23 protein-coding genes are annotated in these 26,938 nt (G+C 73.2%); 10 read left to right on the plus strand and 13 right to left on the minus strand.

Features of this window, described 5'->3' with window-relative positions; all coding sequences use genetic code 11:
* Positions 1–30: 30 nt before the first annotated feature.
* From cutA to Q3W68_RS10175, 3 genes are read right to left on the minus strand one after another with little or no spacing between them, the layout of a single operon-like run.
* A complete protein-coding gene (cutA, locus tag Q3W68_RS10165; protein ID WP_104114519.1) occupies positions 31–351 on the minus strand; it encodes a divalent-cation tolerance protein CutA in 321 nt (106 codons plus the stop codon).
* 56 nt (positions 352–407) lie between these two features.
* The gene (locus tag Q3W68_RS10170) at positions 408–1,433 is read right to left on the minus strand and encodes a 1-acyl-sn-glycerol-3-phosphate acyltransferase (RefSeq protein ID WP_302905218.1); all 1,026 of its coding nucleotides are present in this window, start codon (positions 1,431–1,433) and stop codon (positions 408–410) included.
* Positions 1,434–2,267, minus strand: coding sequence for a patatin-like phospholipase family protein (locus Q3W68_RS10175; RefSeq protein ID WP_302905219.1), 834 nt, complete (start codon positions 2,265–2,267; stop codon positions 1,434–1,436). It lies immediately after the preceding gene.
* 178 nt (positions 2,268–2,445) lie between these two features.
* On the opposite strand from Q3W68_RS10175, the gene Q3W68_RS10180 reads away from it, so the two are divergent.
* A complete protein-coding gene (locus tag Q3W68_RS10180; RefSeq protein WP_302905220.1) occupies positions 2,446–3,978 on the plus strand; it encodes a serine/threonine-protein kinase in 1,533 nt (510 codons plus the stop codon).
* A 71-nt stretch (positions 3,979–4,049) separates the two neighbouring features.
* On the opposite strand, the gene Q3W68_RS10185 is transcribed toward Q3W68_RS10180, so the two are convergent.
* The 7 genes from Q3W68_RS10185 to Q3W68_RS10215 all read right to left on the minus strand — a co-directional run bounded on the left by Q3W68_RS10185 (position 4,050) and on the right by Q3W68_RS10215 (position 11,407).
* Positions 4,050–5,111 (minus strand): glycosyltransferase family 4 protein, encoded by a 1,062-nt coding sequence (locus Q3W68_RS10185; protein ID WP_302905677.1) that lies wholly within the window; start codon positions 5,109–5,111, stop codon positions 4,050–4,052.
* 133 nt (positions 5,112–5,244) lie between these two features.
* Entirely contained in the window at positions 5,245–5,916 is a 672-nt protein-coding gene (locus Q3W68_RS10190; protein ID WP_302905221.1) for a BON domain-containing protein, read from the minus strand.
* A gap of 135 nt (positions 5,917–6,051) precedes the next feature.
* Complete coding sequence (locus tag Q3W68_RS10195; protein ID WP_302905222.1) at positions 6,052–7,578, minus strand: S1C family serine protease; 1,527 nt, start codon at positions 7,576–7,578, stop codon at positions 6,052–6,054.
* Between the two features lie 62 nt (positions 7,579–7,640).
* A complete protein-coding gene (locus Q3W68_RS10200) occupies positions 7,641–9,197 on the minus strand; it encodes a cell wall metabolism sensor histidine kinase WalK (RefSeq protein ID WP_302905223.1) in 1,557 nt (518 codons plus the stop codon).
* Entirely contained in the window at positions 9,194–9,895 is a 702-nt protein-coding gene (locus tag Q3W68_RS10205) for a response regulator transcription factor (protein ID WP_030271847.1), read from the minus strand. Before Q3W68_RS10205 ends, Q3W68_RS10200 begins: the two co-directional genes overlap by 4 nt.
* A gap of 64 nt (positions 9,896–9,959) precedes the next feature.
* Positions 9,960–10,580, minus strand: coding sequence for a PadR family transcriptional regulator (locus tag Q3W68_RS10210; protein ID WP_302905224.1), 621 nt, complete (start codon positions 10,578–10,580; stop codon positions 9,960–9,962).
* Positions 10,577–11,407, minus strand: a complete 831-nt coding sequence (locus Q3W68_RS10215; protein ID WP_302905225.1) for a DUF4097 family beta strand repeat-containing protein — start codon at positions 11,405–11,407, stop codon at positions 10,577–10,579. The genes Q3W68_RS10210 and Q3W68_RS10215 overlap by 4 nt, the downstream gene beginning before the upstream one ends.
* 324 nt (positions 11,408–11,731) lie before the next feature.
* On the opposite strand from Q3W68_RS10215, the gene Q3W68_RS10220 reads away from it, so the two are divergent.
* The 5 genes from Q3W68_RS10220 to Q3W68_RS10240 all read left to right on the plus strand — a co-directional run bounded on the left by Q3W68_RS10220 (position 11,732) and on the right by Q3W68_RS10240 (position 18,538).
* Positions 11,732–12,388, plus strand: coding sequence for a hypothetical protein (locus Q3W68_RS10220; protein ID WP_302905678.1), 657 nt, complete (start codon positions 11,732–11,734; stop codon positions 12,386–12,388).
* A 140-nt stretch (positions 12,389–12,528) separates the two neighbouring features.
* A complete protein-coding gene (locus tag Q3W68_RS10225) occupies positions 12,529–13,467 on the plus strand; it encodes an ABC transporter ATP-binding protein (protein ID WP_302905679.1) in 939 nt (312 codons plus the stop codon).
* Entirely contained in the window at positions 13,464–14,291 is an 828-nt protein-coding gene (locus Q3W68_RS10230; RefSeq protein ID WP_302905226.1) for an ABC transporter permease, read from the plus strand. Before Q3W68_RS10225 ends, Q3W68_RS10230 begins: the two co-directional genes overlap by 4 nt.
* A 257-nt stretch (positions 14,292–14,548) precedes the next feature.
* On the plus strand, positions 14,549–18,292 hold the full coding sequence (locus Q3W68_RS10235) for a multifunctional oxoglutarate decarboxylase/oxoglutarate dehydrogenase thiamine pyrophosphate-binding subunit/dihydrolipoyllysine-residue succinyltransferase subunit (protein ID WP_302905227.1): 3,744 nt from the start codon (positions 14,549–14,551) through the stop codon (positions 18,290–18,292).
* 66 nt (positions 18,293–18,358) lie between these two features.
* Entirely contained in the window at positions 18,359–18,538 is a 180-nt protein-coding gene (locus tag Q3W68_RS10240; RefSeq protein ID WP_030503218.1) for a DUF6104 family protein, read from the plus strand.
* Between the two features lie 46 nt (positions 18,539–18,584).
* On the opposite strand, the gene Q3W68_RS10245 is transcribed toward Q3W68_RS10240, so the two are convergent.
* Together Q3W68_RS10245 and Q3W68_RS10250 are read right to left on the minus strand one after the other, a co-directional pair.
* A complete protein-coding gene (locus tag Q3W68_RS10245; protein WP_302905228.1) occupies positions 18,585–20,894 on the minus strand; it encodes a bifunctional polysaccharide deacetylase/glycosyltransferase family 2 protein in 2,310 nt (769 codons plus the stop codon).
* Entirely contained in the window at positions 20,887–21,420 is a 534-nt protein-coding gene (locus Q3W68_RS10250) for a hypothetical protein (protein WP_302905229.1), read from the minus strand. The genes Q3W68_RS10245 and Q3W68_RS10250 overlap by 8 nt, the downstream gene beginning before the upstream one ends.
* Positions 21,421–21,514: 94 nt before the next feature.
* Between Q3W68_RS10250 and pta the strand changes: the two genes are divergently transcribed.
* Both pta and Q3W68_RS10260 read left to right on the plus strand, forming a co-directional pair.
* Positions 21,515–23,590, plus strand: a complete 2,076-nt coding sequence (gene pta, locus Q3W68_RS10255; protein WP_302905680.1) for a phosphate acetyltransferase — start codon at positions 21,515–21,517, stop codon at positions 23,588–23,590.
* Positions 23,587–24,699: an acetate/propionate family kinase gene (locus Q3W68_RS10260; protein WP_302905230.1), complete on the plus strand. Its 1,113-nt coding sequence runs from the start codon at positions 23,587–23,589 to the stop codon at positions 24,697–24,699. The genes pta and Q3W68_RS10260 overlap by 4 nt, the downstream gene beginning before the upstream one ends.
* A gap of 48 nt (positions 24,700–24,747) precedes the next feature.
* Here the strand turns inward: Q3W68_RS10260 and Q3W68_RS10265 are convergent, their stop codons facing one another.
* Positions 24,748–24,921: a hypothetical protein gene (locus tag Q3W68_RS10265; RefSeq protein ID WP_013288346.1), complete on the minus strand. Its 174-nt coding sequence runs from the start codon at positions 24,919–24,921 to the stop codon at positions 24,748–24,750.
* Positions 24,922–25,102: 181 nt separating this feature from the next.
* On the opposite strand from Q3W68_RS10265, the gene Q3W68_RS10270 reads away from it, so the two are divergent.
* Together Q3W68_RS10270 and Q3W68_RS10275 are read left to right on the plus strand one after the other, a co-directional pair.
* The gene (locus Q3W68_RS10270) at positions 25,103–26,266 is read left to right on the plus strand and encodes an alpha/beta hydrolase (protein ID WP_302905231.1); all 1,164 of its coding nucleotides are present in this window, start codon (positions 25,103–25,105) and stop codon (positions 26,264–26,266) included.
* Between the two features lie 128 nt (positions 26,267–26,394).
* Positions 26,395–26,928 (plus strand): nucleotidyltransferase domain-containing protein, encoded by a 534-nt coding sequence (locus Q3W68_RS10275; RefSeq protein ID WP_302905232.1) that lies wholly within the window; start codon positions 26,395–26,397, stop codon positions 26,926–26,928.
* The last annotated feature ends 10 nt before the right edge of the window (positions 26,929–26,938 follow it).

A 26,938-nucleotide genomic window follows, 5' to 3' on the forward strand; every position in this document is an offset into this window, starting at 1 on the left:
CGGCGGGGCGGACGGACAGAGTAGGAGTACCTAGGGCCGGGTCTGCTCGTGTACCCAGGTCGTGTACGCGGGGTTGCCGCTGTCCTCCCGGCTGACCAGGATCTCCGGCACCTCGTACGGGTGGTTGGCGCGGAGCTGGTCGACCAGGGCGTCGACCCGGTCCGGCGCGGTCTTGAACCGCACCTGCCACTCGGCGGTGGTCTGGATCGCCGACTGCCACCAGTAGGTGCTGTCCACCGGGCCGCCCACCTGGGCGCAGGCCGCCAGCCGGCCGGCGACGGCCGCGGCCGCCAGCACGTCCGCGACCCCGCGGGCGTCCACCACAGTCGTCACCACGCAGATCTGGTCCACCAGCGCACCCTACGCGGCGGACCCGGTACCGCGCTGAACAGGCGCGGCGATTCCGCTCAGGCGTCGTCGGCCGCGCCGTTGCGGTTGGCCGCGATCCAGGTGTCGATGCGGGCCCACCAGTCGAACAGCCAGTCGATGCGCTCCTGCTCGCCGGCCGGGATCTCCTCCGGTGGCACCGACCAGAACCGCATCATGATCCGCTTGTCCATCGGCAGCTCGCGCCACACGTCCGCGACGGTGAGCATCTGGTCCAGGCCGGTGTGCGCCACGAAGATCACCCCGGCGTCCGGCGCGGCGTCGAGCGCGGCGAGCAGCCCGCCCGGCTGCGGGGCGAGCACGTGCCGCATCCGTTCGGCCCGGCGCGCCATCCGTTCCAGGCCGAGCGACCGCAGCCGGTCGATCGCGCGCAGCCGCCGCTGCGGGGTGAAGTTGCCGCCCTCCGGGAAGATCACGAAGGCGTCGTCGTCGTCCAGGCCGGTGGCCAGGTGCCCGATCTGCCGTACCGCCGACTCCCGCCCGTCCGGTCCGGCCGCGATGAACCGGTTGGGCAGCCGGTTGAGCAGCACGTCGATGGCCGGATCCCACTGGAGCGTCTCCTTGAGCACGATCCGGGGCTCCCGGTTGAACCAGTTCACCAGCGCATGGATCAGGATGAAGGAGTCGCCGGGCCCGGCGTGCCGGCAGACCACCAGTTCGGGACGGCCGGGCAGGGCGGTGTCCGGATCGGTGCCGACCACGTCGATGCTCAGCCGCAGCGTCCACCGCGCCTGCCAGAACATGATCCGCAGGAACCAGCCGGCCAGGACGTAGTGGGCCCGCTGGAAGGCCGGCGCGCGTTTGTACGCGCCGAAGCCCGAGGCGAGCCAGAGCAGGAACAGGGCGAGCAGCGCGGCGGCGTCCCAGACCAGGTAGACGGTGCCGATCCAGATCAGCCGCAGCGGGCGCAGCCGTCCCGGCACCAGCGGGGACGCGGCGAGCGCCACCAGCGCCCAGACGGGCAGCGTGGTCACCACGAACAAGGCCAGCAGCACCACTCCAGGAGCGAGCACCAGCCGGCGTAGCCAGCGGGGCGGCAGCGGCATTCAGCGCTCCAGCGCGGTGTCCAGGTATCGGCGGGAGGCAGTGTACGCCCGGCTGATCCGCCGTCCCACAGCCGCCGTGTCCCGGTACGCCCACGGGCTGTCGTCGCGCGGTTCCAGCCCGCCGGTGGGCAGCACGTGCACCTCGACGTCCTCGGGCAGTGCCGCCATCTCCCGCGCGAACCGGTGCCGGCGGGCGATCTCGAACGCCACCTGGGCGATCTCCCAGGGGCGGCGCGGCGGGCTCAGCTCGCGTTCGATCCGGCCCACCTGGAGCACGAAGATCTGCTTCGCGCCGAGCGCCACCGCCTCGCCGACCGGGATCGAGTTGACCACCCCGCCGTCGATGTAGTGCTGGCCGTCGATCTGGGTCGGGGGCAGCAGCCCGGGCACCGACGCGGACGCGAGCACCGCCGGCACCACCGGTCCGGTGTGGAACCAGTGCTCGGCGGCGCGCTCGATGTTCGCGGCGCAGCAGCGGAACGGCACGGCCAGGTCGGCGAAGGTGGTCTCCTCGCCCAGCGCGCTCTCCAGCAGGCGGTACAGCGGGCGGGGCGAGTGCAGGTGGGTACGGGCGGCGAACCGGCGCAGCTGCCGGGCGACCGAGTCGCCGTACACCTCGCTGGCCTCCGGCGAGGCCCAGAGGCGGACCAGCCGGTCGGTGACCGCCTCGGTCGGGTCGGCGGCGACCAGGGCTCCGTTGACCGCGCCGATCGACGTGCCCAGCACCAGGTCGGGTTTGATCCGGGCGCGGAACAGGGCGCGCAGCATGCCCACCTCGACCGCGCCGAGCACTCCCCCGCCGCCGAGCACGAACGCCACCGGACCCGCTGCCATGCCGTTCATCCTGGCACGCGGCCCACAACCGGCCCGCCGGGCCGTCCCCGCCGGCCACGGCGGTGACGCCCAGCCATCCCGGATGCGCGCCGCGCAATCGGCGACGGGTGGACTGTTGACAGGTAAGACACATTCACGCAACCTGATAGCGCTCCCGAGCGCAGGCAGGTGCGAGCTGATGGCGACACTCCAGGCCGGCCGTCTGCTGGCCCGGCGGTACCGGCTCATCGACCGGATCGGTGCCGGTGGCATGTCGGTGATCTGGCGTGCCCGCGACGAGGTGCTCGACCGGGTGGTGGCGGTGAAGGTGCTCGCCCCCTCGCTCGCCGCCGACGCGCGGTTCCGCGACATGGTGCGCGAGGAGGCCCGCTCGGCCGCCCAGCTCGACCATCCGCACGTCACCGCCGTGCACGACTACGGCGAGACGGTGGCCCCGGACGGCTCGATCACCTCGTTCGTGGTGATGGAGCTGCTCAGCGGCGAGGAGCTGGAACACCTGCTGACCCAGGGGCCGCTGCCCTGGCCGGCGGCCGTCGAGACCGGCGCGCAGGTGGCCGAGGCGCTGGCCGCGGCACACCGGCTCGGCATCGTGCACCGCGACGTCACACCGGCCAACGTGATGATGACCGGCACCGGCGCGAAGGTGCTCGACTTCGGCATCGCCACCCGGATCGGCGCGCCGGACGACGACGAGGACGGCGGCACGTTCGGCACCCCGGCGTACGTGGCCCCGGAACGGCTCGACGGGGCGCCCGCCCAGCCGGCCACCGACGTGTACTCGCTCGGCGTGCTGCTGTTCGAGACGCTGACCGGGCAGCCGCCGTACCCGGCGGAGACCTGGGAGCAACTGAGCGCGGCGCTGGCGGACAGCCCGGAGCCCACACTGGACGACGTGCCGGGACTGCCCGGTCCGGTCGCCGAGATCTGCCTGCGCTGCCTGGCCCGCGACCCGCGTCGCCGGCCCACCGCGCGCCGGGTCGCCGCCGTGCTGCGCGACCAGATGCTGCCCGCCGACCCGCAGGCGGCCACCATGCTGGCGCCGACCATGACGCTGCCCGCGCTGACCTCCCCGCCGGCCGACCCCGCCCCGGCAGCTCCGGCCCCCGCCGCCCCGGTCGCGCGGCCGGTCCCGGACCCGGGCCGGGCCTCCGCCGCGCAGCCGGTGCCGGACCCGGAGCGGGTCCCCGGCGCGCAGCCGGTTCGGGCCGCCGCGCCGGGCCGGCGCCGGACCCTCACGCTGGCGGCCGCCGGCGTGACGGTGGTCGCCGCGGCGGCGCTGCTGGCATCCGCGCTGACACCGGACCGGCCCACCGACCCCCGGGTGCTGCCGACCGCCGGGCCGGTGCAGCCGTCGACCGCCGGACCGCCGGTGACCGAGGCGCCGGCCACCACGGCGCCGGCCGCGCCGACGACTCCGCCGCCGACCGGCGGCGCCCGCCCACCGGCCGCCGGTCAGGCCGACGCCGCCGAACGGGTGGACGGACTGATCGAGGCCGGGCTGGCCGAGGGCCAGATCCGCGAGGACGTCGGGGTCGACCTGCGCAACCTGCTGCGCAACGCGGTCGCCGCGAGCGGCGGGAGCGAGGTGACCGCCGCCGTGGACCGGCTCCGCGGCAAGATCGACGAGCGCCGTCGCGAGGGCAGCATCAGCCCCGGGTACGCGCGCCGGCTCGACGCCGCCGCGGCGGAACTCGTCGCCGGGCAGACGTGACGGGGATCAGCCGGCCACGGTCCGGCGCCGCCTGACGGGTCAGCCGCCAGCATCCGGCGCCGCCTGACGGGTCAGCCGGCGACGGCCGGCGCCACCGCCCGGGCTGGCCGTGCGGGCGCCCGCGCGGCCAGGAAACCCCGGTAGACCGCCTCGTAGTCGGCGGCCATCCGCTCCACCGAGAAGTTCTCCGCCACGTGCGCCACGCAGTCCGCCGGGTCCAGGTCCGCCGCCGCCCGCAACGCCGCCGGCAGCTCGCCCGGGTCGTCGCAGACGAAACCGGTGACCCCGTCACGGACCAGCTCCGGCACCGCGCCCCGGCCCAGCGCCACCACCGGCGTACCGGTCGCCATCGCCTCCACCATCACCATGCCGAACGGCTCCGCCCACTGGATCGGCATGATCAGGCAGCGGGCGTCCAGCAGCATCCGCAGGGCGCTCGCCCGGTCGGCGTTCACCACGGGCGTCACGTCGTCGCCGAGCAGCGGCCGGACCACCTGCTCCAGGTAGCGGCGCTCGGCCGGCTCGTTGCACTTGCCCGCGAGCGTGAGTGGCAGCCCGGCCGCCCGGCAGGCCGCGATCGCCACGTCCGGGCCCTTGTCCGGGCTGAACCGGGCCAGCCAGAGCACCGGCCCCGCGCCCGGGCTGCGCTTGCGCGGGATGTCGCGCAGCGGCATCGCGTTGTGCACGGTGCCGGCCCAGGGCAGCCCCGGGTTCGCCCGGCGCTGGGCGTGCGAGATCGCGACCAGCCCCACCCCGTGGTCGGTGTTGCCGAGCACCATGCCGTACTCGCCGACCGGGTTGCCGTGCACGGTGGCCACAGTGGGCACCCGGCGGCGGCCGGACACCATCGGGCCGATCGTGGTGTGGTCGTGGATCAGGTCGAAGTCGGCCGGGTCGACCAGGCGGTCCACGTGGGCCAGGTGCGCCAGTTCGGGCAGCGACTCGCCCATCCGCTCGTACTGGAGGTCGTCGCAGGTGGAGACGAAGTCGGCGGCGGTGCCGTGCTCGGTCCCGGCGCCGAACAGCGTGACGCGGTGTCCCCGGTCGACGAGCGCGTCGACGAGGCCCGCCACCACCGTCTCCAGCCCGCCGTAGCCGCGCGGCGGCACGGACAGCCACGGCGGCACCACCATGGCGATCCGCAGCGGCCCGGTCCACGCGCGCTCCGGGGACTGCTGGTTCACGGCCACGAGTCCTCCCCGTCGGTCCCCGGCGTACCCCGCTGCGCGCGGGTTCCCGGCCCGGCCCGCGGTAAACGACAGCCGCTCAGCCGGCCACCACGATCCCGACGTGCACCTCCCGTACGCCGGGCAGCGCCCAGGCGGCCCGTTCCGCGTCCTCCCGCTGCCACCAGGCGCTGACCACGCCGTCGAGCACCACGGTGTCGCCGTCGACCCGGGCGTCGATCCGCTCGGTTCCGGTACGCCGCAGCAGCAGGCGGCGCAGGTCGAGCCGCTTCTGCTCGTCGCTCGGCGGGGCCGATGGCCGCACCTCGACCAGGTTCGTCACGCCGCGTACGCCGCGCAGCCGGCGCAGTTCCCGTTCGGCGGTACGGCGCTGGAAGCCGAACTCGACCTCGCCCCGGAGCATGACCCAGCCGTCGGCCACCGTCACGTCCAGCCGTTCGGCGGGCACGAAGCTGTCCCACTCCAGCGCCCGGCTCGCCGCGATCGCGATGTCCGCGTCGGTACGCAGGTCCGTGGCGGGCAGGTCGACCGCCAGGTCACTGGCGACCGCCCGTACGCCGCGTACCCGGTGCGCGCAGCGCTCGACCGCCCACCGCCGCGCGTAGCTGTCCACCTGCCCGGTGAGGGTGACGACGCCCCGCGACACCGTCACGCCGACCTCGGTGGCCCGGGTCTGCGCGTCCCAGTCCAGTTCGGCGAGGACGTCGCGCTGGATCTCCTGGTCGGTACGCACGGCGGACGTGGTGGTCATGCCCCGAGCCTGCCGCCGGTCCGGGTGAGGCGCGCTCACCCGGACCGGGTGAGAAACGAGGAGGGGCGGCGGGTGACGGAGCCAACCCCCTTGGCTCCGTCACCCGCCGCCCGGGAGGGAGGCAGGTCCTCGGGACTACGACGTCTCGGCGAGCGTCACGGTTGCGTTCTCGGTGGATCCGTTTCGCTTGTACTGCACCTCGACCCGGTCACCGACCTTGCCGGCCTGCACGGCGCCGACCAGGTCGTTCGAGTCGTTGATCACCTTGTCGCCGAACTTGGTGATCACGTCGCCGCGCTGGAGCCCGGCCTTCTCGGCGGGGCTGCCGGGCGTGACGGCGGCGACGAGCGCCCCGCCGTCCTCGGCGCCGTTCACGCTCACCCCGAGCGAGGGGTGGCTGATCTTCTCGCCGCGCTGGAGCTTCTCGGCCACGTCCTTGGCCTTGTTGCTCGGGATGGCGAAGCCCACGCCGATGTTGCCGGTGCTGCCCTGCCCGGCGGTGGCGATGGCGGTGTTGATGCCGATCACCTCGCCCCGGGTGTTGACCAGCGCGCCGCCGGAGTTGCCCGGGTTGATCGGGGCGTCGGTCTGGAGCAGGCCGGAGATCGAGCTGGCGCCCTGCTGCGGGTTCTGCTGGCCGCCCTCCCCCGCCTGGATGGTGCGGTCGCGGGCGCTGAGGATGCCGGCCGTGACCGAGCCCTGGAGGCCCAGCGGGCTGCCCAGGGCGAGCACCTGGTCACCGACCTGCATGGCGTCGCTGTCGCCGAACTTGGCTGCCTTCAGGCCGCTCACGCCACTGGCCTGGACCACAGCGAGGTCGGTCTTCGGGTCGGTGCCGACGATCTTCGCGGAGGCGCTCTTGCCGTCGGCGAAGACCACCCGCACGGTGTCGCCACCGGCGCCGGCGACGACGTGGTTGTTGGTCAGCACGAACCCGTCGGCGCTGAGGATCACCCCGGAGCCCTCACCGCTGTTCGTCATGATCGTGACGATGCTGTCCTGCACGGACGCCGCGATCTTGGGCAGGTCGGCGCTGTTGATCACCGGGGCGGCGGAGTAGGTGCGGGTGGGGCCGTCCTCGTCGAGCGCGAGGGCGAGCGCGCCACCGGCCGCGCCGGAGCCGAGCATCAGGACCAGTGCCAGCGCGCCCGCGCCGACGAACTTCCCGGCCCGGCTGGGGCGGGCCGGCTGCTGCGGGCCCCACTGCGGCATCGGCTGCCCGGGCTGGTACGACTGGTAGCCCTGCTGCGTCTGGTACGGCTGCGCCTGGTACGACGGCACCGGCCCGCCGTGCTGCGTGGCCGGGTAGCCGGTGGCGGCCTGCTGGTTCCAGCCGCCCTGCTGGTGCTGCTGCTGCCCGTACCAGGGGTGGGGCTGCTGCGGCTGCCCCGAGACCGGGTACGGCGTCGCGGACGGCGTCGCCGGCTGCGGCGGGTACGGCCCGGCGGGCGCGGTGTTCCCGGCGCTCTCCGCCGGGTTCGTGTGCCCGGCGGGCGTGCTGGTTCCGGCGGCCGGGGAGTCGGCCGGAACCGACGCCGCGGCCGGGGTGGTGGAGGAGTCCGACGTCCCGCTCTCGACGCGGGGCAGCTCGGCGGTGTGGTGCGACGGCTCGGCGTCGGCGGGGGCCGGCGACCGCTGCGGATCGGTCTCGTGCTCGGTCATGCCACCAGCTTTCCCCGTTGCACTGTCACCAGCCTGGAATCCGCCTGGAAGTTTTCTGAATGTCACTCGCCCGGCTCGGGCGCCTCGGGCAGCAGCGGCAGCTTCACCCGGAACGTCGCCCCGCCACCCGGCGTCGCCGCCACCTCGACGGTGCCGTGGTGCGCGGCGACGAGCGCGGCCACGATGGCCAGGCCGAGGCCGGTGCTAATCGGTCCGCCGGCCCGGCGGGTACGCGCGGCGTCCACCCGGTAGAACCGCTCGAAGACCCGCTCGGCCTGCTCCGGGGTGAGCCCGGGACCGGTGTCCGCCACCTCCACCACGGCGAGGTTGCCCGCCTCCGACCGCAGCCGCAGCGTCACCGAGGCGTCCGGCGGGGTGTGGGTGAGCGCGTTCGTCATCAGGTTGCCGATCACCTGGCGCAGCCGGGCGTCGTCGCCGAGCACCACCAGCGGGCCGGAGCCCGGCTCCCGCTCCAGCTCGATCCGCCGGTCCGGGTCGACCACCCGGGCCGCCTCCACCGCGTCGGACGCCAGCACCGGCAGCTCGACCGGGCTCAACGCGATCGGCCGTTCCCGGTCCATCCGGGCCAGCAGCAGCAGGTCCTCCACCAGCAGACCCATCCGGGACGCCTCGTCCTCGATGCGGCGCAGCAGGTCGGCGGTCTGCTCCGGCGCCCGGGCCGCGCCCTGCCGGTACAGCTCGGCGAAGCCCCGGATGGTGGTCAGCGGCGTGCGCAGCTCGTGCGAGGCGTCGGCGATGAACTGCCGCATCCGCTCCTCGGACCGGCGGGCCCGCGCCTCCGACGCCTGCGCGTACGCGGCGGCGTCCCGGGCGCCCATCTCGGCGCTGCGCGCCGCCGCCTCGGAGGCGGCCCGCGCGGTGAACGCGGCCTCGATCTGCGCCAGCATGGCGTTCAGTGCCCGGGACAGGCGGCCCAGCTCGGAGGTCGGGCACGACCGCCCCTCCTCCGGGTCGGGCACGCGCCGGGTCAGGTCACCCCCGGCGATGGCCGCCGCCGTCCGCTCTATCTCCACCAGCGGCTTCAAGCTGGTACGGACGATGCCGGCGCCGACGGACGCCAGCGAGATCAGCACAGCGCCCCCGACCAGGAGGTCTATCCACACCAGCCGCCCGACCGCGGAGTCGACGCCGGTGAGGTGCTGCCCGAGCGCGATGATCCGCCCGTCGGGCAGGGCGGTGTAGAGCATCCGCCACCGGCTGCGGCCGTCCTCGGAGCGCACGGTGAACGGGTCACCCACCCGCTCCTGGTAGCCCGCGAATTCGGTGGGGAAGCGGGGCAGTTCCTCTTCGCGCAGGTTCTCGTAGCGCGTCGGCTCTTCCGGCAACTCGCCAGGTGCCATGACGGACGCCACGTAGTCCGACGGAATGGTGATCTTGATCGGGCCGCCGCCGGCCTTGTCGAGCGTGTTGGCCACTGTGTACGCGCCGCCGCGAAGCTGGTCGTCCGCCTGCCCGATCAGGTAGTTGCGCAGCAGGAACGCCGTCAGGCCGCTGATCACGACGAGCGCCACGGCCACGAGCGCGAGGACGGCGGCGACGAGCTTCAGCCGGAGCGGGACGCTGCGCAGCCTGCCCTTCGCGTCGTCGACGACGTTCACGCCGCCGGCTTGCGGAGCACGTAACCCACTCCCCTGAGCGTGTGGATCAGCCGGGGCTGGGTGTTGTCGACCTTGCGCCGCAGGTAGGAGATGTAGGACTCGACGATGTTGTCGTCACCGCGGAAGTCGTAGTTCCAGACGTGGTCGAGGATCTGCGCCTTGCTGAGCACCCGGTTGGCGTTGAGCATCAGGTACCGCAGCAGCTTGAACTCGGTCGGCGACAGCTGCACGCGCTGGCCGGCCCGGTGCACCTCGTGCGTCTCCTCGTCCAGCTCCAGGTCGGCGAAGGTGAGGCGGGACGGTGCCTGCTCGCCGGTCGCGGTACGCCGCAGCACGGCCCGGATCCGGGCGGTCAGCTCCTCCAGGCTGAACGGCTTGGTGACGTAGTCGTCGCCGCCCAGGGTCAGCCCGCGGATCTTGTCGTCGGTGGCGTCGCGCGCGGTCAGGAAGACCACCGGGGTACGGGTGCCGCCCTCGCGCAGCATCCGGATGACCTCGAAGCCGTCCAGGTCGGGCAGCATCACGTCGAGCACCACCAGATCGGGCCGGTGGTCCTTGGCGGCGTTCAGGGCGGCGCTGCCGCTGGTCGCGGTGGCCACGTCGAAGCCCGCGAAGCGCAGGCTCGCGGAGAGCAGTTCGAGGATGTTGGGATCGTCCTCGACGACGAGAAGCCGGGCCTCGGTCTGGGTAGCCGCCATGGCACCCATCATCCGCGCTCCGGCTGCGGTCGCGCTGGGTGCCGGCTGGAAACAACCTGTGAGATCAGCGGAGCAGCCGCCGCAGTCCTTCCAGCGCGCCGTCGAGCAGCCGGATCGCGGTGCGGAGCTGGTTGTCGCTGAGCCGCCGGGCCCGGACCAGCGCACCGACCTCGACCGTGAACGCGGCCAGGCGCTTGTCGAAGTCGGCGAGCAGCGGCGAGTCGTCCGGGCGGGCCGATCCCCCGTCGCCCGCCGGCCGGGCGCCGGCGGACGCCGTCCAGCCGCCCTGCCGGGTCTGCCGGGCCACCTCGCGCAGTTCCCGCTTCAGGTCGCGCACCGATCCGCGTACCTCGTTGTGGATCTCGCCGGCCAGCGCGGAGAGATCCTCGACGGCGGCGCCGATGTCGCTCTCCAGCGTCGACAGCTCGTCGGCGCGCTGCCGCAGTTCGGCGCGGCCCGCCTCGGTGATCTCGTAGACCTTGCGCCCGCCCGCTGCGGTGTGCGTGACCAGCCCTTCCGCCTCCAGCCGTTGCAGGCGCGGGTAGATGGTGCCGGCGCTGGGCGCGTACAGGCCGAGGAAGCGCTCCTCCAGCAGGCGGATCAGCTCGTAGCCGTGCTTCGGGCCGTCGTCGAGCAGCTTCAGCAGGTAGAGCCGGAGCCGGCCGTGGCTGAACACCGCGGTCACGGCACGTCCTCCACGTGGTCGGCGGGCGCGACCGGGCGGGCGAGCAGCGCGATGCTGCCGGAGGTCGCGGAGGCCCAGAGCCTACCCGCACCCCCGCCGAGCACGCCGTGGCTGTCCTTGATCGAGCCGAGCCCGCGCCCACCGCCGTCCACCTGGGGGAAGCCGCTGGTGATCTTGCCGGAGGTGGTGTGCAGGTGCACTGTGAGGTCGCTGTCCTCGCGGACCCGGACGGTGATGCTGCCGGAGATGGCGCTGAGCCGGATCTCGCTGCCGCGCGGGTTGTCCAGGTCGCAGGTGATCGAGCCGGAGACGGCGTGGGCGCGGACCCGCTCGGGCGCGCTGTCGGCGAGGATCAGCTCACCGGAGACCGTCTCCAGGTCCAGGTCGCCGCCGATGCCGAGCGCCTCGACCGGCCCGGAGATGACCTTCGCGCTGGTGCGTCCCCGCAGCCCGCGCAGCGTGACCTGGCCGGAGGTGACGTCGACCCGGGTCTCCCGGCGCAGCCCGGAGGCGACGAGCGCGCCGCTGACCACCGACAGGGTGGCGAGCACGTCCGGCGGAACGGCGACGGACACCTCGGCCCGGATCCGGTTGCCGAACCAGGAGAAGATGCCGAGCAGGCCGGGCTTGCGCTTGTGCCGGATCGTCAGCCGCCCGTCGCGTACCTCGACGAGGAGCGGCCGGTTGCTGATCCGGGTCACGTCGACCCGGGCCGGGCCGTCGGCGCCGACGACGTTCAGCCGGCCGCTGATCAGCTCGGCGTCGAGCCGGGTGATCGGCTCGTCCACTGTGATCCGCTGCGGGCTCTCGACCGTCCAACTGGCCATGACACGCTCCCCTCGTCGGCGTGCCGATCCACGGCACACCATGTGTTGCGAGGAGCATAACGCGATACATCGCGACTGAACAAGACACTATCGCGACTGTGTCGCGTCCCCGACGACTGAGCGCTCAGGCGACCAGGTCGAACCGGCTCGCGAAGACGGGACGAGGGCACGGGCGGATCGCGGCCTCGGCGATCCGGGCCAGCGCGGTGAACGCCGGTCGGCGGCGGCGTGCGAACCGGGACGGCCGTGGCGGGACCGGCGTGTGCGAGGCTGCCGGGCGGACCGCCCGCGACGGCGCCGGCGGAGGTGAACCCGGAGGTGCACATGCTGGTCGAGGCCCGCTTCCAGGGACCGGACGGCTCCGGCAACGGCGGCTGGAGCGCCGGGGTCTTCGCCGCGCTGATCGACGACCGGGGCCCGGTTGAGGTCACGTTGCGCCGGCCGCCGCCGCTGGACACCCCGCTGACCGCCGCCGACGGCGAGGTACGCGATCCGGACGGTCACCTGATCGCCCAGGTACGCCCGGTCGAGCCGGTCGACGCCGTGGTGCCGCCGGTGGACCCGGCGACGGCGGCTGACGCCGCGCTGGCGTACCCCGGTCTGGTCGACCACCCGTTCCCCCGCTGCTACGTCTGCGGCCCGGCGAACCCGGACGGGCTGCGGATCTTCCCGGGACGGCTGCCGGACGGTCGGACGGCCGCACCGTTCCGCGCGCCGGCCGCTGTGGCGCCCGCGACGGTGTGGGCGGCGCTGGACTGCCCGGGCGGCTGGGCGGTGCTGGCACCCGGCCGGCCGTACGTGCTGGGGCGGATCGCCGCGCAGGTCACGGCGCTGCCACGGCCCGGCGACGAGTGCGTGGTGACCGGCCTCGCGGTGGGCGGCGAGGGACGCAAGGCCGAGGTGCACACCAGCCTGTACGGTGCGGACGGCGCGCTGCTCGGCCGCGCCCGGGCCACCTGGGTGGCGCTGCCGACGACCTGATCTCCTCCCTGAGGAGGACGGCGCGTACGCGTCCCGCCTGATTGACCCCCTTGCGCCGGGTTGGAAGGCTGTTGCGGGGCGCCCCCGCAACGGCGCCCCGCCGGCGCGCGACGAGCCCGCCGGGGCAGGAGAGGAGAATGATGTCCGACGGGCAGCCACGCCCCAGTGCCGGGACCGGCCAGATCATCGTGTCCGGCCTGACCAAGCAGTACAAGACCGTCCGCGCGGTGGACAACCTGTCGTTCACTGTCGAGCCGGGCCGGGTCACCGGCTTCCTCGGCCCGAACGGCGCCGGTAAGACGACCACGCTGCGCATGCTGCTCAACCTGGTGACGCCGAGCGCCGGCACGGCCACCATCGGCGGCAGCCGGTACGCCGACCTGCCCGACCCGCTGCGTACGGTCGGTGCGGTGCTGGAGGCGTCCAGCGCGCACAAGGGCCGCACCGGCATCAACCACCTGCGGGTGATCTGCGCGGCGGCGGGCCTGCCGAAGGAGCGCGCCGACGAGGCGCTCGCCCTGGTCGGGCTCTCGCCCGCGGCGAAGCGCAAGTTCAAGGGCTACTCGCTGGGCATGAAGCAGCGGCTCGGCATCGCCGCCGCGATGCTCGGCAACCCGCAGGTGCTGATCCTGGACGAGCCGGCCAACGGCCTGGACCCGGAGGGCATCCGCTGGATGCGCGGCTTCCTCAAGGGGCTGGCCGCCGAGGGACGTACGGTGCTGGTCTCCAGCCACCTGCTCTCCGAGATGCAGCTGCTCGCCGACGACGTGGTGATCATCGCGGCCGGCAAGCTGGTCCGGCAGGGCCCGGTCGACCAGGTGATGGCCTCGATGACGCACGACGTCCGGGTGCGGGTGCGTACCCCGCAGGCCGACGACCTGGTGGCGGCGCTGCGCGAGCAGTCGGCCGTCGTCGACACCGACCCGCACGGTGCGCTGCTGGTGACCGGCGTGGACGCGCCGACCGTGGGCCGGGTCGCGCTGGCCGCCAAGGTCGAGCTGCACGAGCTGACCACCGAGCGCCCCGACCTCGAAGGGGTCTTCCTGGAGCTGACGGCCGGAAAGGCGGAGATCCGATGACGCTTGTCCGATCCGAACTGCTCAAGATCCGTACCACCAGCACCTGGTGGGTCTTCGGGCTGATCAGCCTGGCGCTGTGGGCGCTCACGCTGTTCTTCAACTGGTTGCAGACCGAGGCGCTGGCCGGCGGGGACTTCGGCGAGGTGCCGGCCGACCAGTCCGACCAGTTGCAGGCCGTCTCGGCCGCCGACAACCTGGCGGCCAACCTCTACACGAACGGCCAGTTCTTCGGCCTGCTCATCGTGCTGCTGCTCGGCATCGTGGTGGTGACCAGCGAGTTCTTCCACCAGACGGTGACCACCACGTTCCTCACCGCGCCGCACCGCACCGCGGTGATGCTGGCCAAGCTGGCCGCGGCCGGCGTGCTGGCGCTGCTGTTCTGGCTCGTCACCACGGTGCTGAACCTGATCATCTCGCCGCTGATCCTCAACTCGGTGGACGTCGGCTCGCAGCTCGGCAGCGGGGCCATCTGGCGGGCGATCGCGCTCAACGGCCTGGCCTACCTGCTCTGGTCGGTGCTCGGCGTCGGGCTCGGCGTGCTGATCCGCAGCCAGATCGGCGCCACGGTGACCGGCATCCTGTTCTACCTGGGCGGCGCGATCGGCGCGGTCATCGTCCTCAGCCTCCTCGCGGCGCGGTACGGCGACTGGATCAACAAGCTCCAGCTGCTGGTCCCGTCGCTGGCCTCCGGGCTCATGGTGGGCGGTGACACGGACATCCCGGGCAACCCGCCGCAGTGGGCCGGCGCCCTCGTGCTGATCGGATACGCGGTGGTGGCCGGCGCGATCGGCATCGCCACGATCCGCAAGCGCGACATCTCCTGACCTCGTGCTCGGGACGACCCCGGCCGGTGACAGTCGTCATCGGCCGGGGTCCTCGCCGTCTAGCAGGAGTCGGCGGATCACGCAGCGTTTGCCGAACTTCTGGCATCTTCTGTGAAACGGACCACCAGCCGGAGGCGAGAATGCCTGCGCGCAGCGCACGGCGTAGCCTTGGCATCGGTTTACCCAGCGTCGGCAACCGGGGGTCACCGGGGGCCACCGTGACATTCACAACCGCGTGAAAGAGGCGATTAGCGGCCGTGTCGACCCAGCAGACTTCGCAGGAGAACCCACTGGCGGGTTTCGGCCCGAACGAGTGGATCGTCGAGGAGATGTACCAGCGTTACCTCGCCGACCCCTCGAGCGTCGATTCGGCCTGGCACGACTTCTTCGCCGACTACCGGCCGGCCCCGGGCGCCGCCACACCGCGCCCGGACGGGCAGGCCAAGCCGGCCGCGAAGCCGGAGCCGGCCGAGCAGCAGGAAGCCGTGGCCACGGTCAAGGAGCAGCCCGCCAAGGCGGAGCCGAAGGCCGCCCCCAAGGCCGCGCCCGCCCCGGCCAAGCCCGCCGCCAAGCCGGCGGCGAAGGCCCCGGAGCCGGCCAAGAAGTCCGCCCCGGCCAAGCCGGCCGCCAAGGCGCCGGCCGCGAGCGCGGCGGGCACCACGCCGCTGCGCGGCGTCGCCGCCAAGATCGTGCAGAACATGGACGCGTCGCTGTCGGTCCCGACCGCCACCAGCGTGCGCGCCGTCCCGGCCAAGCTGCTCGTCGACAACCGCATCGTGATCAACAACCACCTGACCCGCGGTCGCGGTGGCAAGGTCAGCTTCACCCACCTGATCGGGTACGCGCTCGTCCGCGCGGTCGTCGAGCACCCGGAGATGAACAACTCCTTCGCCGAGGTCGACGGCAAGCCGGCGATGGTCCGCCCGGAGCACGTCAACCTGGGCATCGCGATCGACCTGGTCAAGCCGGACGGCTCGCGCAACCTGGTGGTGCCGTCCATCAAGGGCTGCGAGCAGATGGACTTCCGGCAGTTCTGGCAGGCGTACGAGGACGTGGTCCGGCGCGCCCGCCGCAACGAGCTGACCATGGAGGACTACTCCGGCACCACGATCTCGCTGACCAACCCGGGCGGCATCGGCACCGTGCACTCGATCCCGCGCCTGATGCAGGGGCAGAGCGCCATCATCGGCGTCGGTGCGATGGAATACCCGGCCCCCTACCAGGGCATGAGCGAGGCCACCCTGGCCGAGAACGCGGTCAGCAAGGTCATCACGCTGACCAGCACGTACGACCACCGGATCATCCAGGGCGCGCAGTCCGGCGAGTTCCTCAAGGTCATGCACGAGCTGCTGCTGGGCGAGCGCGGCTTCTACGACGACATCTTCACCTCGCTGCGGATCCCGTACGAGCCGGTGCGCTGGATGCGCGACGTGGCCGTCGACAGCGAGGGCCAGATCAACAAGACCGCGCGGGTGCACGAGCTGATCCACGCGTACCGGGTCCGTGGCCACCTGATGGCCGACACCGACCCGCTTGAGTTCAAGATCCGCAAGCACCCGGACCTGGACGTGCTCCAGCACGGGCTCACGCTCTGGGACCTCGACCGCGTCTTCCCGGTCAACGGCTTCGCCGGCCAGCAGCGGATGAAGCTGCGCTCGATCCTCGGCGTGCTGCGCGACTCGTACTGCCGCCGCGTCGGCATCGAGTACATGCACATCCAGGACCCGGAGGAGCGGCGCTGGATCCAGGAGCGGGTCGAGCGCAAGTACGAGAAGCCCAGCTCGGACGAGCAGAAGCACGTGCTGAACCGGCTCAACGCCGCCGAGGCGTTCGAGACGTTCCTGCAGACCAAGTACGTCGGCCAGAAGCGCTTCTCGCTGGAGGGCGGCGAGTCGCTGATCCCGCTGCTCGGCGAGGTGCTGGAGTGCTCCGCCGAGGCCGGGCTGGACGAGGTCGTCATCGGCATGGCCCACCGAGGCCGGCTCAACGTGCTGGCGAACATCGTCGGCAAGCCGTACGAGAAGATCTTCTCCGAGTTCGAGGGGCACCTCGACCCGCGGTCCACGCAGGGCTCGGGCGACGTGAAGTACCACCTCGGCCAGAACGGCAAGTTCACCACCCCGGACGGCGAGCACGCGGTCAAGGTGTCGGTGGTGGCGAACCCGTCGCACCTGGAGGCCGTCGACCCGGTGCTGGAGGGGATAGTCCGGGCCAAGCAGGACCGGATCGACCTCAAGCTGGAGGGCTACACCGTGCTGCCGCTGGCGGTGCACGGTGACGCCGCCTTCGCCGGCCAGGGCGTGGTCGCGGAGACGCTCAACCTCTCCCAGCTGCGCGGCTACCGCACCGGCGGCACCGTGCACGTGGTCGTCAACAACCAGGTCGGCTTCACCACCGCCCCGGAGTACAGCCGGTCCAGCCTCTACAGCACCGACGTGGCCCGGATGATCCAGGCGCCGATCTTCCACGTGAACGGCGACGACCCGGAGGCAGTGGTCCGGGTGGCGCGGCTCGCGTTCGAGTACCGGCAGGCGTTCAACAAGGACGTCGTGATCGACATGGTCTGCTACCGCCGGCGCGGGCACAACGAGGGCGACGACCCGTCGATGTCCAACCCGCAGATGTACAAAATCATCGACTCGAAGCGGTCGGTCCGGAAGCTCTACACCGAGGAGCTGATCGGGCGCGGCGACATCACCGTGGAGGACGCGGAGGAGCTGCTGCGCGACTACCAGTCGCAGCTGGAGCGGGTCTTCAAGGCCACCCGGGACGCCGCGACCACCCCGCGTCAGCTCAGCCGCCCGGCGCGGGAGGACGAGCCGGAGCCGCAGGTCGACACCGCCACCGACGCCGCGGTGGTCAAGGCGATCGGCGAGGCGCACGTCAACCTGCCGGAGGGCTTCACCCCGCACAAGCGGATCCAGCAGCTGCTGGAGCGGCGCCGCAAGATGTCCGTCGAGGGCGGCATCGACTGGGGCTTCGCCGAGATCATCGCGTTCGGCACGCTGCTGCACGACGGCGTCACCGTCCGGCTCGCCGGGCAGGACTCGCGCCGCGGCACGTTCGTCCAGCGGCACGCCTCGGTGGTCGACGCCAAGACCGGCGAGGACTACCTGCCGCTGAAGTCGCTCACCGCCGACGGCGAGCGGTCGCGCTTCTTCGTCCACGACTCGCTGCTCTCCGAGTACGCGGCCATGGGCTTCGAGTACGGCTACTCGGTGGAGAACATCAACGCGCTGGTGGCCTGGGAGGCCCAGTTCGGTGACTTCGTCAACGGTGCCCAGTCGGTGATCGACGAGTTCATCTCGTCCGGCGAGGTGAAGTGGGGTCAGCGCTCCGCGGTGACCCTGCTGCTGCCGCACGGCCACGAGGGCCAGGGCCCGGACCACACCTCCGGCCGCCCGGAGCGGTTCCTGCAGCTCTGCGCCGAGGACAACATGCGGGTGGCCATCCCGACCACCCCGGCGAACTACTTCCACCTGCTGCGCCGCCAGGCCCTGTCGCCCAAGCGCAAGCCGCTGGTGGTGTTCACGCCGAAGTCGCTGCTGCGGCACAAGCTCTGCGTGTCGCCGGTGGAGGACTTCACCACCGGGACGTTCCAGCCTGTGCTGGCCGACACCGCGGCTCCGGCGCCGGAGCAGGTCAAGCGGGTGCTGCTCTGCTCGGGCAAGGTCTACTACGACCTGTTCCAGGCCCGGCAGGAGCGGGGCGTCACCGACACCGCGATCATCCGGATGGAGCAGCTCTACCCGCTGCCCGTCGAGGAGGTCCGGGCCGCGCTGGCGCAGTACCCGAACGCCGAGGACTTCGCCTGGGTCCAGGAGGAGCCGGCCAACCAGGGCGCCTGGTCGTTCGTCGCGCTCAACCTGCTGGAGCACCTGCCCGAGGTCCGGCTGCGCCGCATCTCCCGCCCGGCCGCCGCCGCTCCGGCGGTGGGTTCGGCGAAGATGCACGAGGTCGAGCAGAACGCGCTGATCGAGGCGGCTCTCCCCCGCCCGTGACACCACCGGCAGCGGCCCGTCCCGAACCGGGGCGGGCCGTTGCCGTACGACGACGAGAGGAACACCGTGTACTTCACCGACCGTGGCATCGAGGAGCTGGTCGAGCGCCGTGGCGACGAGCAGGTAAGCCTGGAGTGGCTGGGCGAGCGGCTGCGTGACTTCGTCGACCTGAACCCGGAGTTCGAGACCCCGATCGAGCGGTTCGCCACCTGGCTGGCCCGCCTCGACGACCCGGACGACGACTGACGCACGCCACCCCGGGGGCGGCGTGACCGGCGCGCGCGGCCGTGCGTCAGCCGGTCGCGCCCCGCCCGAGCACCTGGAGATCTCCGGTACGCCGCAGCTTCTGCCAACCCAGCCGGCCGCCGGTCAGCGCGGTGCCGACCGCCTGGAGCAGCACCAGGTACATCACCTGGCGGTAGACGAACTGCTGCAACGGCAGCACCCAGAGCACGCCGAGCTTCTCCCGGTCCAGCCGGAAGGCCAGCACCGCGGTGAGGAGCTGGAGCGTGAGCATGACCAGCCAGGCCAGCACCGTGTCACTGCGGTCCAGGAAGACCAGCCCGTAGACCGCGAGCAGGTCGATCACCGGTGCGGCCAGCGGCAGCAGCACACCGAACAGCGTCAGGAACGACAGGCACCGCCGCCCGAACCGGCCCGACGGGCCGCTGTCGATCACCGAGCGCCGGTGCTTCCACATCGCCTGCATGGTGCCGTAGCTCCACCGGTACCGCTGCTTCCACAACTGGCCGATGGTGGTCGGCGCCTCGGTCCAGGCGCGGGCGCTCTCCTCGTACACGATGTGCCAGCCGGCGCGGCCGATGGCGATGGTGACGTCGGTGTCCTCGGCCAGCGTGTCGTCGGTCAGGCCGCCCACCTGCTCCAGCGCCTGGCGGCGGAACGCGCCGATGGCGCCCGGGACGGTGGGCATGCAGCGCAGCGTCTCGTAGAGGCGGCGGTCGAGGTTGAAGCCGATGACGTACTCGATGTGCTGCCACTTGGCGATCAGGCCGCGGCGGTTGCCGACCTTGACGTTGCCGGCGACCACGCCGACCCGGGGGTCGGCGAACGGCTGGACCAGCCGGCGGACCGAGTCCGGCTCGAAGATCGTGTCGCCGTCGACCATGACGATCAGGTCGTGCCGGGCCAACGCCACGCCCGTGTTCAGCGCGCTCGGCTTGCCGCCGTTGGGCTTGCGCACGACGCGCACGTTCGGCAGCCCCAGCGCCGCCACGATGTCGGCGGTGCCGTCGGTCGAGCCGTCGTCGACCACTACGACCTCGATGCCGCCGGGGTGGTCGCCCAGCGCCAGCGAGCGGACCGCCGCGGCGATGCCCTCCCGCTCGTTGTACGCGGGCACGATCACCGAGACCGGTTCGGTGACCGGCGGACCCCAGGACCAGTCGCGGTGCCGGCGGCGGCGCGCGTGCCGTGGCGCCAGGACGAACAGCAGCAGCGTCCGGCCGACGGTGAGCACCCCGACGAGTACGAAGAAGGCGCCGAGCACCCCGAACATGCCGTCGGCCACACGTACCGCGCCGACCAGGACGTGGCCCCGCAACCGCTCGTCGAGCGAGGCCGCCGTGTGCCCACCCACCGGACCGGACACGCCGGCGGCCTCGAACGTCTGGTTGAGTCCCTCGCTGACCGTGGTGAAGCGGTACCCGCGTTCCAGCATCATCGGGATGTACCGGTCCAGCGCGGCCACCGTGCCGGAACGGTCGCCGCCCGCGTCGTGCCAGAGCGCGATCGTGCCGGCCGTCCCGTCCGGCGTGGCGTTCGCGATCATCGCCTCCACCGACGGAAGTTCCCAGTCCCGGCTGTCGACGTCGTTCACGACTGTGAGGTAGCCCAGCTCGCCCGCCTGCCGCAGCATCGGCCAGTCCCGGTCGGTGTACGCGTCCGCGCGGGACGAGTACGGGAAGCGCAGCAGCGACGGCCGGACGCCCGTGGTGCTGGCGATGGCGAGCTGCGTCTGCGCGTACTCCAGCTCCCGCCGCCACTGCGGCAGCGCGGCGAGGTCGGGATGGGTGAAGGTGTGCACGCCCAGCTCGTGTCCCCCGGCCACCAGCCGGCGGGTCACCTCCGGGTTACGCACGACCTGTGAGCCGATGACGAAGAAGGTTGCCTTCACCTGGTGCTTGTCCAGGACGCGCAGCACCTCCGGCGTCCACCGCGGGTCCGGCCCGTCGTCGAAGGTGAGCGCGACGGTACGCGGCGGCAGGCGGTGCGACTGGGTGCGGCCCTCGGCGCCGACGTTGACGATCGGGCCGCCCCCGATCACCGAGCTGGGCACCTCCCGCTGGCTGCCGGGGGCCACCCGGTTGTCGGGCACGAACGCGGCGTTCGTGTACGCCTCGACGACCAGCAGACCGGCCAGGACGACCACGACCATGGTGACCAGGGCCCAGCTCGGCCGGGGCAGGAGACGCCGGCCGCGCGACCGGCGCGCGCCGGGGATCTGCCGGACGTCCAGGACGACTGTGGCGTCGTCCGGCCGCTGCCCGGCCCGGTGCCGCCGGAGGGCGTGCACGCGGCGCGGGTCCAGCGGGACTGTGGGCTGCTCGCGGTTCGACGGTCGGGCGTGCGCCTCGTCACTCATCGGCTGGCGCGGCCGGCTCGGCGGGCTCGGCGGGCGGGTCGACGACTGACGGCGGGTCGACAGCGGGCGGCGGCACCTCCCCGGTGGGGGCGGTGGGCGGCGGGGTGTCCGCCGGCGCCTGGGCGGTCCGGGGCGCGGTCGGGGCGGGCCGGGTCGGGCGTTGATACCGCGGGCTGGCTGGGACCGCGCTGCCGGGCGTGGCGGAGGGGGCGGACGCCCGCGTCCCGGCGGTACTGACGTCGGTGGGCGTGCCCGGTGCGGCACTGGTGACCGCGGGGGCCGGGGACGCCGGCGGATTCGGCGACGGCAGCCGCTGCTCGGTGGTCGGCTCGACGAACGGGATGACGGTGTCGGGGGTGATCGGACCGCCGGCGAAGCTGACTCCGACCATGACCGTGTAGACCACACCCGCCGCGCCGGCGCAGTAGGCGAGACGGCGCAGCCGCCGGCGTCGCCGCCCGCTCGGGTCGACGAAGACGGGGGGCGATTCCGGTACGACGGGAATCAGTGCTGTCGGGCCTTCCACGCGGCCAAGTGTAGATGCGAAAAATTCCCGCCTTCTCCCCTGGCTAGCCGGTGTGACCAGGCAGAACGGGCAGCACTCACCTCGATCTTGTAGGTTGGGTGCCGTGGCGCGCAGCGTGTACCTGACCGGCGTTGGCTCGGGCGGCGGAAAATCGACCGTGGCGCTCGGGCTGGCCGAGCTGTTGTCCCGACAGGTGGAACGGATAGGCGCGTTCCGGCCGCTCGTCGCCGGCGACGGCACCGACCCCATCCTGGCCCTGCTCACCGAGCGCTACCGGATGGACCTCCCGGTCGACGAGCTGTACGGCGCCACGTACGCCGAGGCGAGCGCGCTCGTCGCGGACGGCCGCCGGGAGGAGCTGATCTCCCGGATCGTCACCCGCTACCGGGAGGTCGAGCGGCGCTGCCCGGCGATAGTGGTGGTCGGCAGCGACTTCGCCTACGGCGACGGCACCGGCCCCCGTGAGCTGGCCTTCAACGCCCGGCTGGCGACCGAGTTCGGCAGCGTCGTGGTACCGGTGGTGGACGGGTTCGGGCAGGAGCCCGACGCGATCGCGGCGGCGCTTCGCGGCGCGTACCACGATCTGGTCGACCTCGGCGCGACGGTGATCGCGGCGCTGGCCAACCGCGTGCCGGAGCCGATGACGCTGCCCGAGCTGCCGGTGCCCGCGTACGCGATCCCGGAGGTGCCGACCGTGTCGGCGCCGACGGTGGCCGAGGTGGCGGCGGCGCTGCGCGGCACAGTGCTCACCGGCGACGAGACCGCGCTCGACCGCGACGTGCTCGACTACGTGGTGGGCGCGGCGCACGTGCCGACGCTGCTCGACCACCTCACCGACGGGGCCCTGGTGATCACCCCGGGCGACCGGGCGGACCTGCTGGTCGCCGCCGGCGCCGCGCACGTGGCCGGGCAGGTGTCGCTGGCCGGGCTGGTGCTCACGCTCGGCGAGCAGCCCGACCCGCGCGCGATGCGCCTGGTCGAGCGGATGAACACCGGGCTGGCCGTGCTGTCGGTGCCGAGCGACAGCTACGACACGGTGTCCGCGTCCAGCCGGATCGAGGGCCGCCCCAGCACCGCCAACCCGCGCAAGGTCGAGGCCGCGCTCGGCGCGTTCGAGCGCTGCGTGGACACCGACGACCTGGCCCGCCGGCTGCGGGTCAGCCGCTCGGAGCGGGTCACCCCGCTGATGTTCGAGAACGACCTGATCGACAGGGCCCGCGCCCGGCGCCGCCGGCTGGTGCTGCCCGAGGGCGCGGACGAGCGGATCCTGCGCGCGACCGAGGTGCTGCTGCGCCGGGGCGTCGCCGAGATCACCCTGCTCGGCCGCCCCGACGAGATCGCCCGGCGGACCCGGGAACTGGGTGTCGACCTCGGTGACGCCCAGGTCGTCGACCCGGTGACCAGCCCGTGGCGGGACGAGTTCGCCGATGCGTACGCGCAGTTGCGCGCCCACCGGGGCGTCACACCGGAGCTGGCGCACGACATCGTGGCGCAGCCCAACTACTTCGGCACGATGATGGTGCAGACCGGTCACGCCGACGGCATGGTCTCCGGCGCCACCCACACCACAGCCGCCACCATCCGGCCCGCCTTCGAGATCATCCGGACCGTGCCCGGTGTCTCCGTCGCGTCCAGCGTCTTCTTCATGCTGCTCGCCGACCGGGTGCTGGTGTACGGCGACTGCGCGGTCAACCCCGACCCGGACGCCGACCAGCTCGCCGACATCGCCATCTCCTCGGCGGACACCACGGCCCGGTTCGGCATCGAGCCGCGGGTGGCGATGCTGTCGTACTCCACCGGCAGCTCCGGCGCCGGCGCCGACGTGGAGAAGGTCGCCGCGGCCACCAAGCTGGTCCGGGAACGCCGGCCGGACCTGCTGGTCGAAGGCCCGATCCAGTACGACGCGGCGATCGACCCGCAGGTGGCGGCGACAAAACTGCCGGACAGCCCGGTCGCGGGGCGGGCCACTGTGTTCATCTTCCCGGACCTGAACACGGGCAACAACACGTACAAGGCAGTGCAGCGGTCGGCCGGCGCGGTGGCGGTCGGGCCGGTCATGCAGGGCCTGCGGCGGCCGGTCAACGACCTGTCCCGGGGCGCCACAGTGCCGGACATCGTCAACACGGTGGCGATCACCGCCATCCAGGCCGCCGCGGAGGCGTCGGAATGAGCCGCATCCTGGTCCTCAACAGCGGATCCTCGTCGGTCAAGTACCGGCTCTACGACGGCGACGACGTCCTGGACAAGGGCACCGTCGAGCGGATCGGCGAACCCGGCGGCGGGCCGGCCGACCACGAGAGCGCCGTGCGGGAGATCATCGGCCGGCTCGACCTGACCGGGCTGTCCGGCGTCGGCCACCGGGTGGTGCACGGCGGGCGGAAGTTCAGCGCCCCGGTACGCATCGACGACCCGGTCGTCACCGCCATCGAGGATCTGGTGCCGCTGGCCCCGCTGCACAACCCGGCCAACCTCGCAGGCATCCGGGTGGCCCGGGAGGCGCTGCCGGACACCCCGCAGGTGGCGGTCTTCGACACCGCGTTCCACCACACGCTGCCCGAGGCCGGCGCGACGTACGCGATCGACAAGGCCACCGCCGAGCGGTACGGTGTCCGCCGCTACGGCTTCCACGGCACCTCGCACGCGTACGTCTCGCGTCGCGTCGCGGACCTGCTCCACCGCCCGTACGACGAGCTGAACACGATCACCCTGCACCTGGGCAACGGGGCGAGCGCGTGTGCCGTACAGGGCGGGCGGAGCGTGGCCACCTCGATGGGCATGTCCCCGCTGGAGGGCCTGGTGATGGGCACCCGCAGCGGCGACCTCGACCCGACAGTCATCTTCCACCTGCGCCGCGAGGGCGGCATGGTCGTCGACGACATCGACGACCTGCTCAACCACCGCAGCGGGCTGCTCGGGCTGGCCGGCGTGAACGACATGCGGGAGGTGCTGGCCCGCCGAGACGCCGGCGACCCGGACGCGACCCTGGCGTTCGACGTCTACTGCCGGCGGATCACCGGCTACGTGGGCGCTTACTACGCGCTGCTCGGCCGGGTCGACGCGATCGCTTTCACGGCCGGGGTCGGCGAGCACGCCGCTCCGGTGCGGGCGGCGTCGCTGGCCGGGCTGGAGCGGCTCGGCGTCACGGTCGACCCGGCGCGCAACGACGGCCACGGCGACCGGCTCGTCTCGCCGGACGGCGCGGAGGTGGCGGTGCTGGTGGTCGGCACCGACGAGGAGCGGGAGATCGCCCGCGAGACCCGCGAGGTGCTCGGCGTCTGACCGCCCGGCCCTCAGTTCGGCCGGGCCGGATCAGCGCGGGTGCGCCGGTCAGCCCAGGGCGATCCAGGCGACCAGGGCGACCACCACCACGGCGGCGACGGCCACGCCGGCGATCAGCGGCAGGCGGGACGGCGCCGACGCCGACGCGGCCGGCTCGGGAGAATCGACGAATGCGCGGAACTGCGCGGTGTTGCCACTCGGGTCGGTGTAGTTCTCAGCCATGCGGCTGACCCTAGCGAAGCCGCCCGGACCGGAACGTCCCGCCGGGCCGCCACCTGCGGATCCGGATCGTGGGATCGGGCAAACCCGGCCACCCGGTGGAGGCGGGAGCCGCCCGGGTGGCGGCACCGACCGGCCCGGACGGCGGGCGCGGGCCGACCGCTCGGCTGCCTACCGTGCAGGTGTGAGGGGGCAGCGGCTGGTCGCCGCGCTGATGACGGCGCTGCTGGCCGGTTGCGGCCCGGCCGTGGCCACGTCCGACCCGGTGCCGGCCGCCGTCGGGCCCGCGCCGATGCACCAGTACGCGGTAGGGATGCGGCAGTTCACGCTCGACCCGGACGGCAGGCGGCCGCTGCCGGTCACCGTCTGGTACCCGGCCGCCCCGTCTCCGACCGGCCCGGCCGGTTCCGGTGCGGCTGGTTCGGGTGCGGCTGGTTCCGGTGCGGCTGGTTCCGGTACGGCCGGTTCCGGTGCGGCTGGTTCGGGTGCGGCCGGTTCCGGTGCGGCCGGTTCCGGTCTCGCGCCGGTCGCGTCCGGCTCGGACGAGGCTTCGGCCCTTCCGTCCCGGCCGTCCGTCGTCGCGACGCCCTCCGGCCCTGGGCGCGCCACACCGGCGAACTCCGGCCCGGAGCGCGGGCCGCGGGTGCGGCCGGGAGCCCCGTTCGCCGCCGGACGGTTCCCGGTGGTGCTCTACAGCCACGGGCTGCGCAGCCTGCCCGCCCTGCACGCGGCGCTGACCAGCCGCTGGGCCGCCGCCGGATTCGTGGTGGTCGCGCCCACCTATCCGCGTACGAACCAGCGCGCCCGCGCCTTCACCCGCGATGACGTGCGCAACCAACCGGCCGACGCCTGGCGGCTGGTCCGCCACCTGGTCCGGCTGGGCGCCCGCCCCGGGGATCCGCTCGGCGCGCACATGGCGGTGGACCGGTTCGCCGCCGCCGGGCACTCGGCCGGCGGGCACACCACGCTCGGCATGTTCGCCTCCGGGCAGCCGTTCCCGGTACGGGCCGGAATCGTGATCGCCGGTGGCCGGATGGTCGCCGGACCGTCCCGGCCGCTCGCGCCGATGCTGTTCGTGCACGGGAGCGCGGACCGGATCGTGCCGGAGTCGATCGGCCGGGCCGCGTACGCCCGCTGTCTCGGGCCGGCCGCCTTCCTGAGCCTCACCGGCCAGGGCCACGGCGAGTACCTGACGCCCGGGCGACCCGGCTTCGCCCAGGTGTTCGCCACCACCACCGACTTCCTGCGCTGGACGCTCTACGGCGACCGCGAGGCCCTGCACCGCCTCCCCGCCGACGCGAAGGCCGGCGACCTGACCACCCTGACGACCCGCGCCCTCCCCACCTGACCACGCACTCCCCCTGCCGCCCCCTCGTCGATCATGAAGTTGACGGGGACAATCCGGGCAGCCGGCGCCGCCAACTTCATGATCAACGGGGTGGGGGCGAGGGTGGGGCGGCCGGTAGCGTGCGCGGGGTGGACGGAGTGAGGGAACGGCAACTGGAGGCGATCCGGGAAATAGTCGAGGTGTGCGGCGCCTGCGGGATCGACGTGTGGCTGCGTGGCGGCTGGGCGATGGACTTCCACCTCGGCGAAGTGACCCGCCCGCACGTCGACGTCGACTGGTACTGCTGGCGGCGCGACGCCGAGACGCTGGCCGACCGGCTCGGCGCGATCGGCTGGCGCCCTGATCCCCGGATGCCCGCCACGACGCAGCTCGACCTGCTGCGCGACGACGTCGAGCTGAGCTTCGCGTACCTCGACCGGGACGCGGACGGCCGGGTCGTCGTCGGCGCCGGACCGTGGGCGGGCACGCTCCTGCCGGAGGGCATGCTGGCCGGGCCGCCCGGCCGGATCGGCAAGCTCGCGGCGCCGGTGATCAGCGTCGCGGCGCAGATCGAGTTCAAGGAGATGTTCCCGGTCTGGATGCCGGAGCGCCCCCGCCGGGCCAAGGACGCCACCGACCTGGCTCGTCTCCGGGCGTCAGCGGGTGGTCACCCGGCGCGCTGACCGGGCCTGG

It is taken from the genome of Micromonospora sp. C28ISP2-4, assembly GCF_030519385.1.
Lineage (GTDB): Bacteria > Actinomycetota > Actinomycetes > Mycobacteriales > Micromonosporaceae > Micromonospora > Micromonospora tulbaghiae.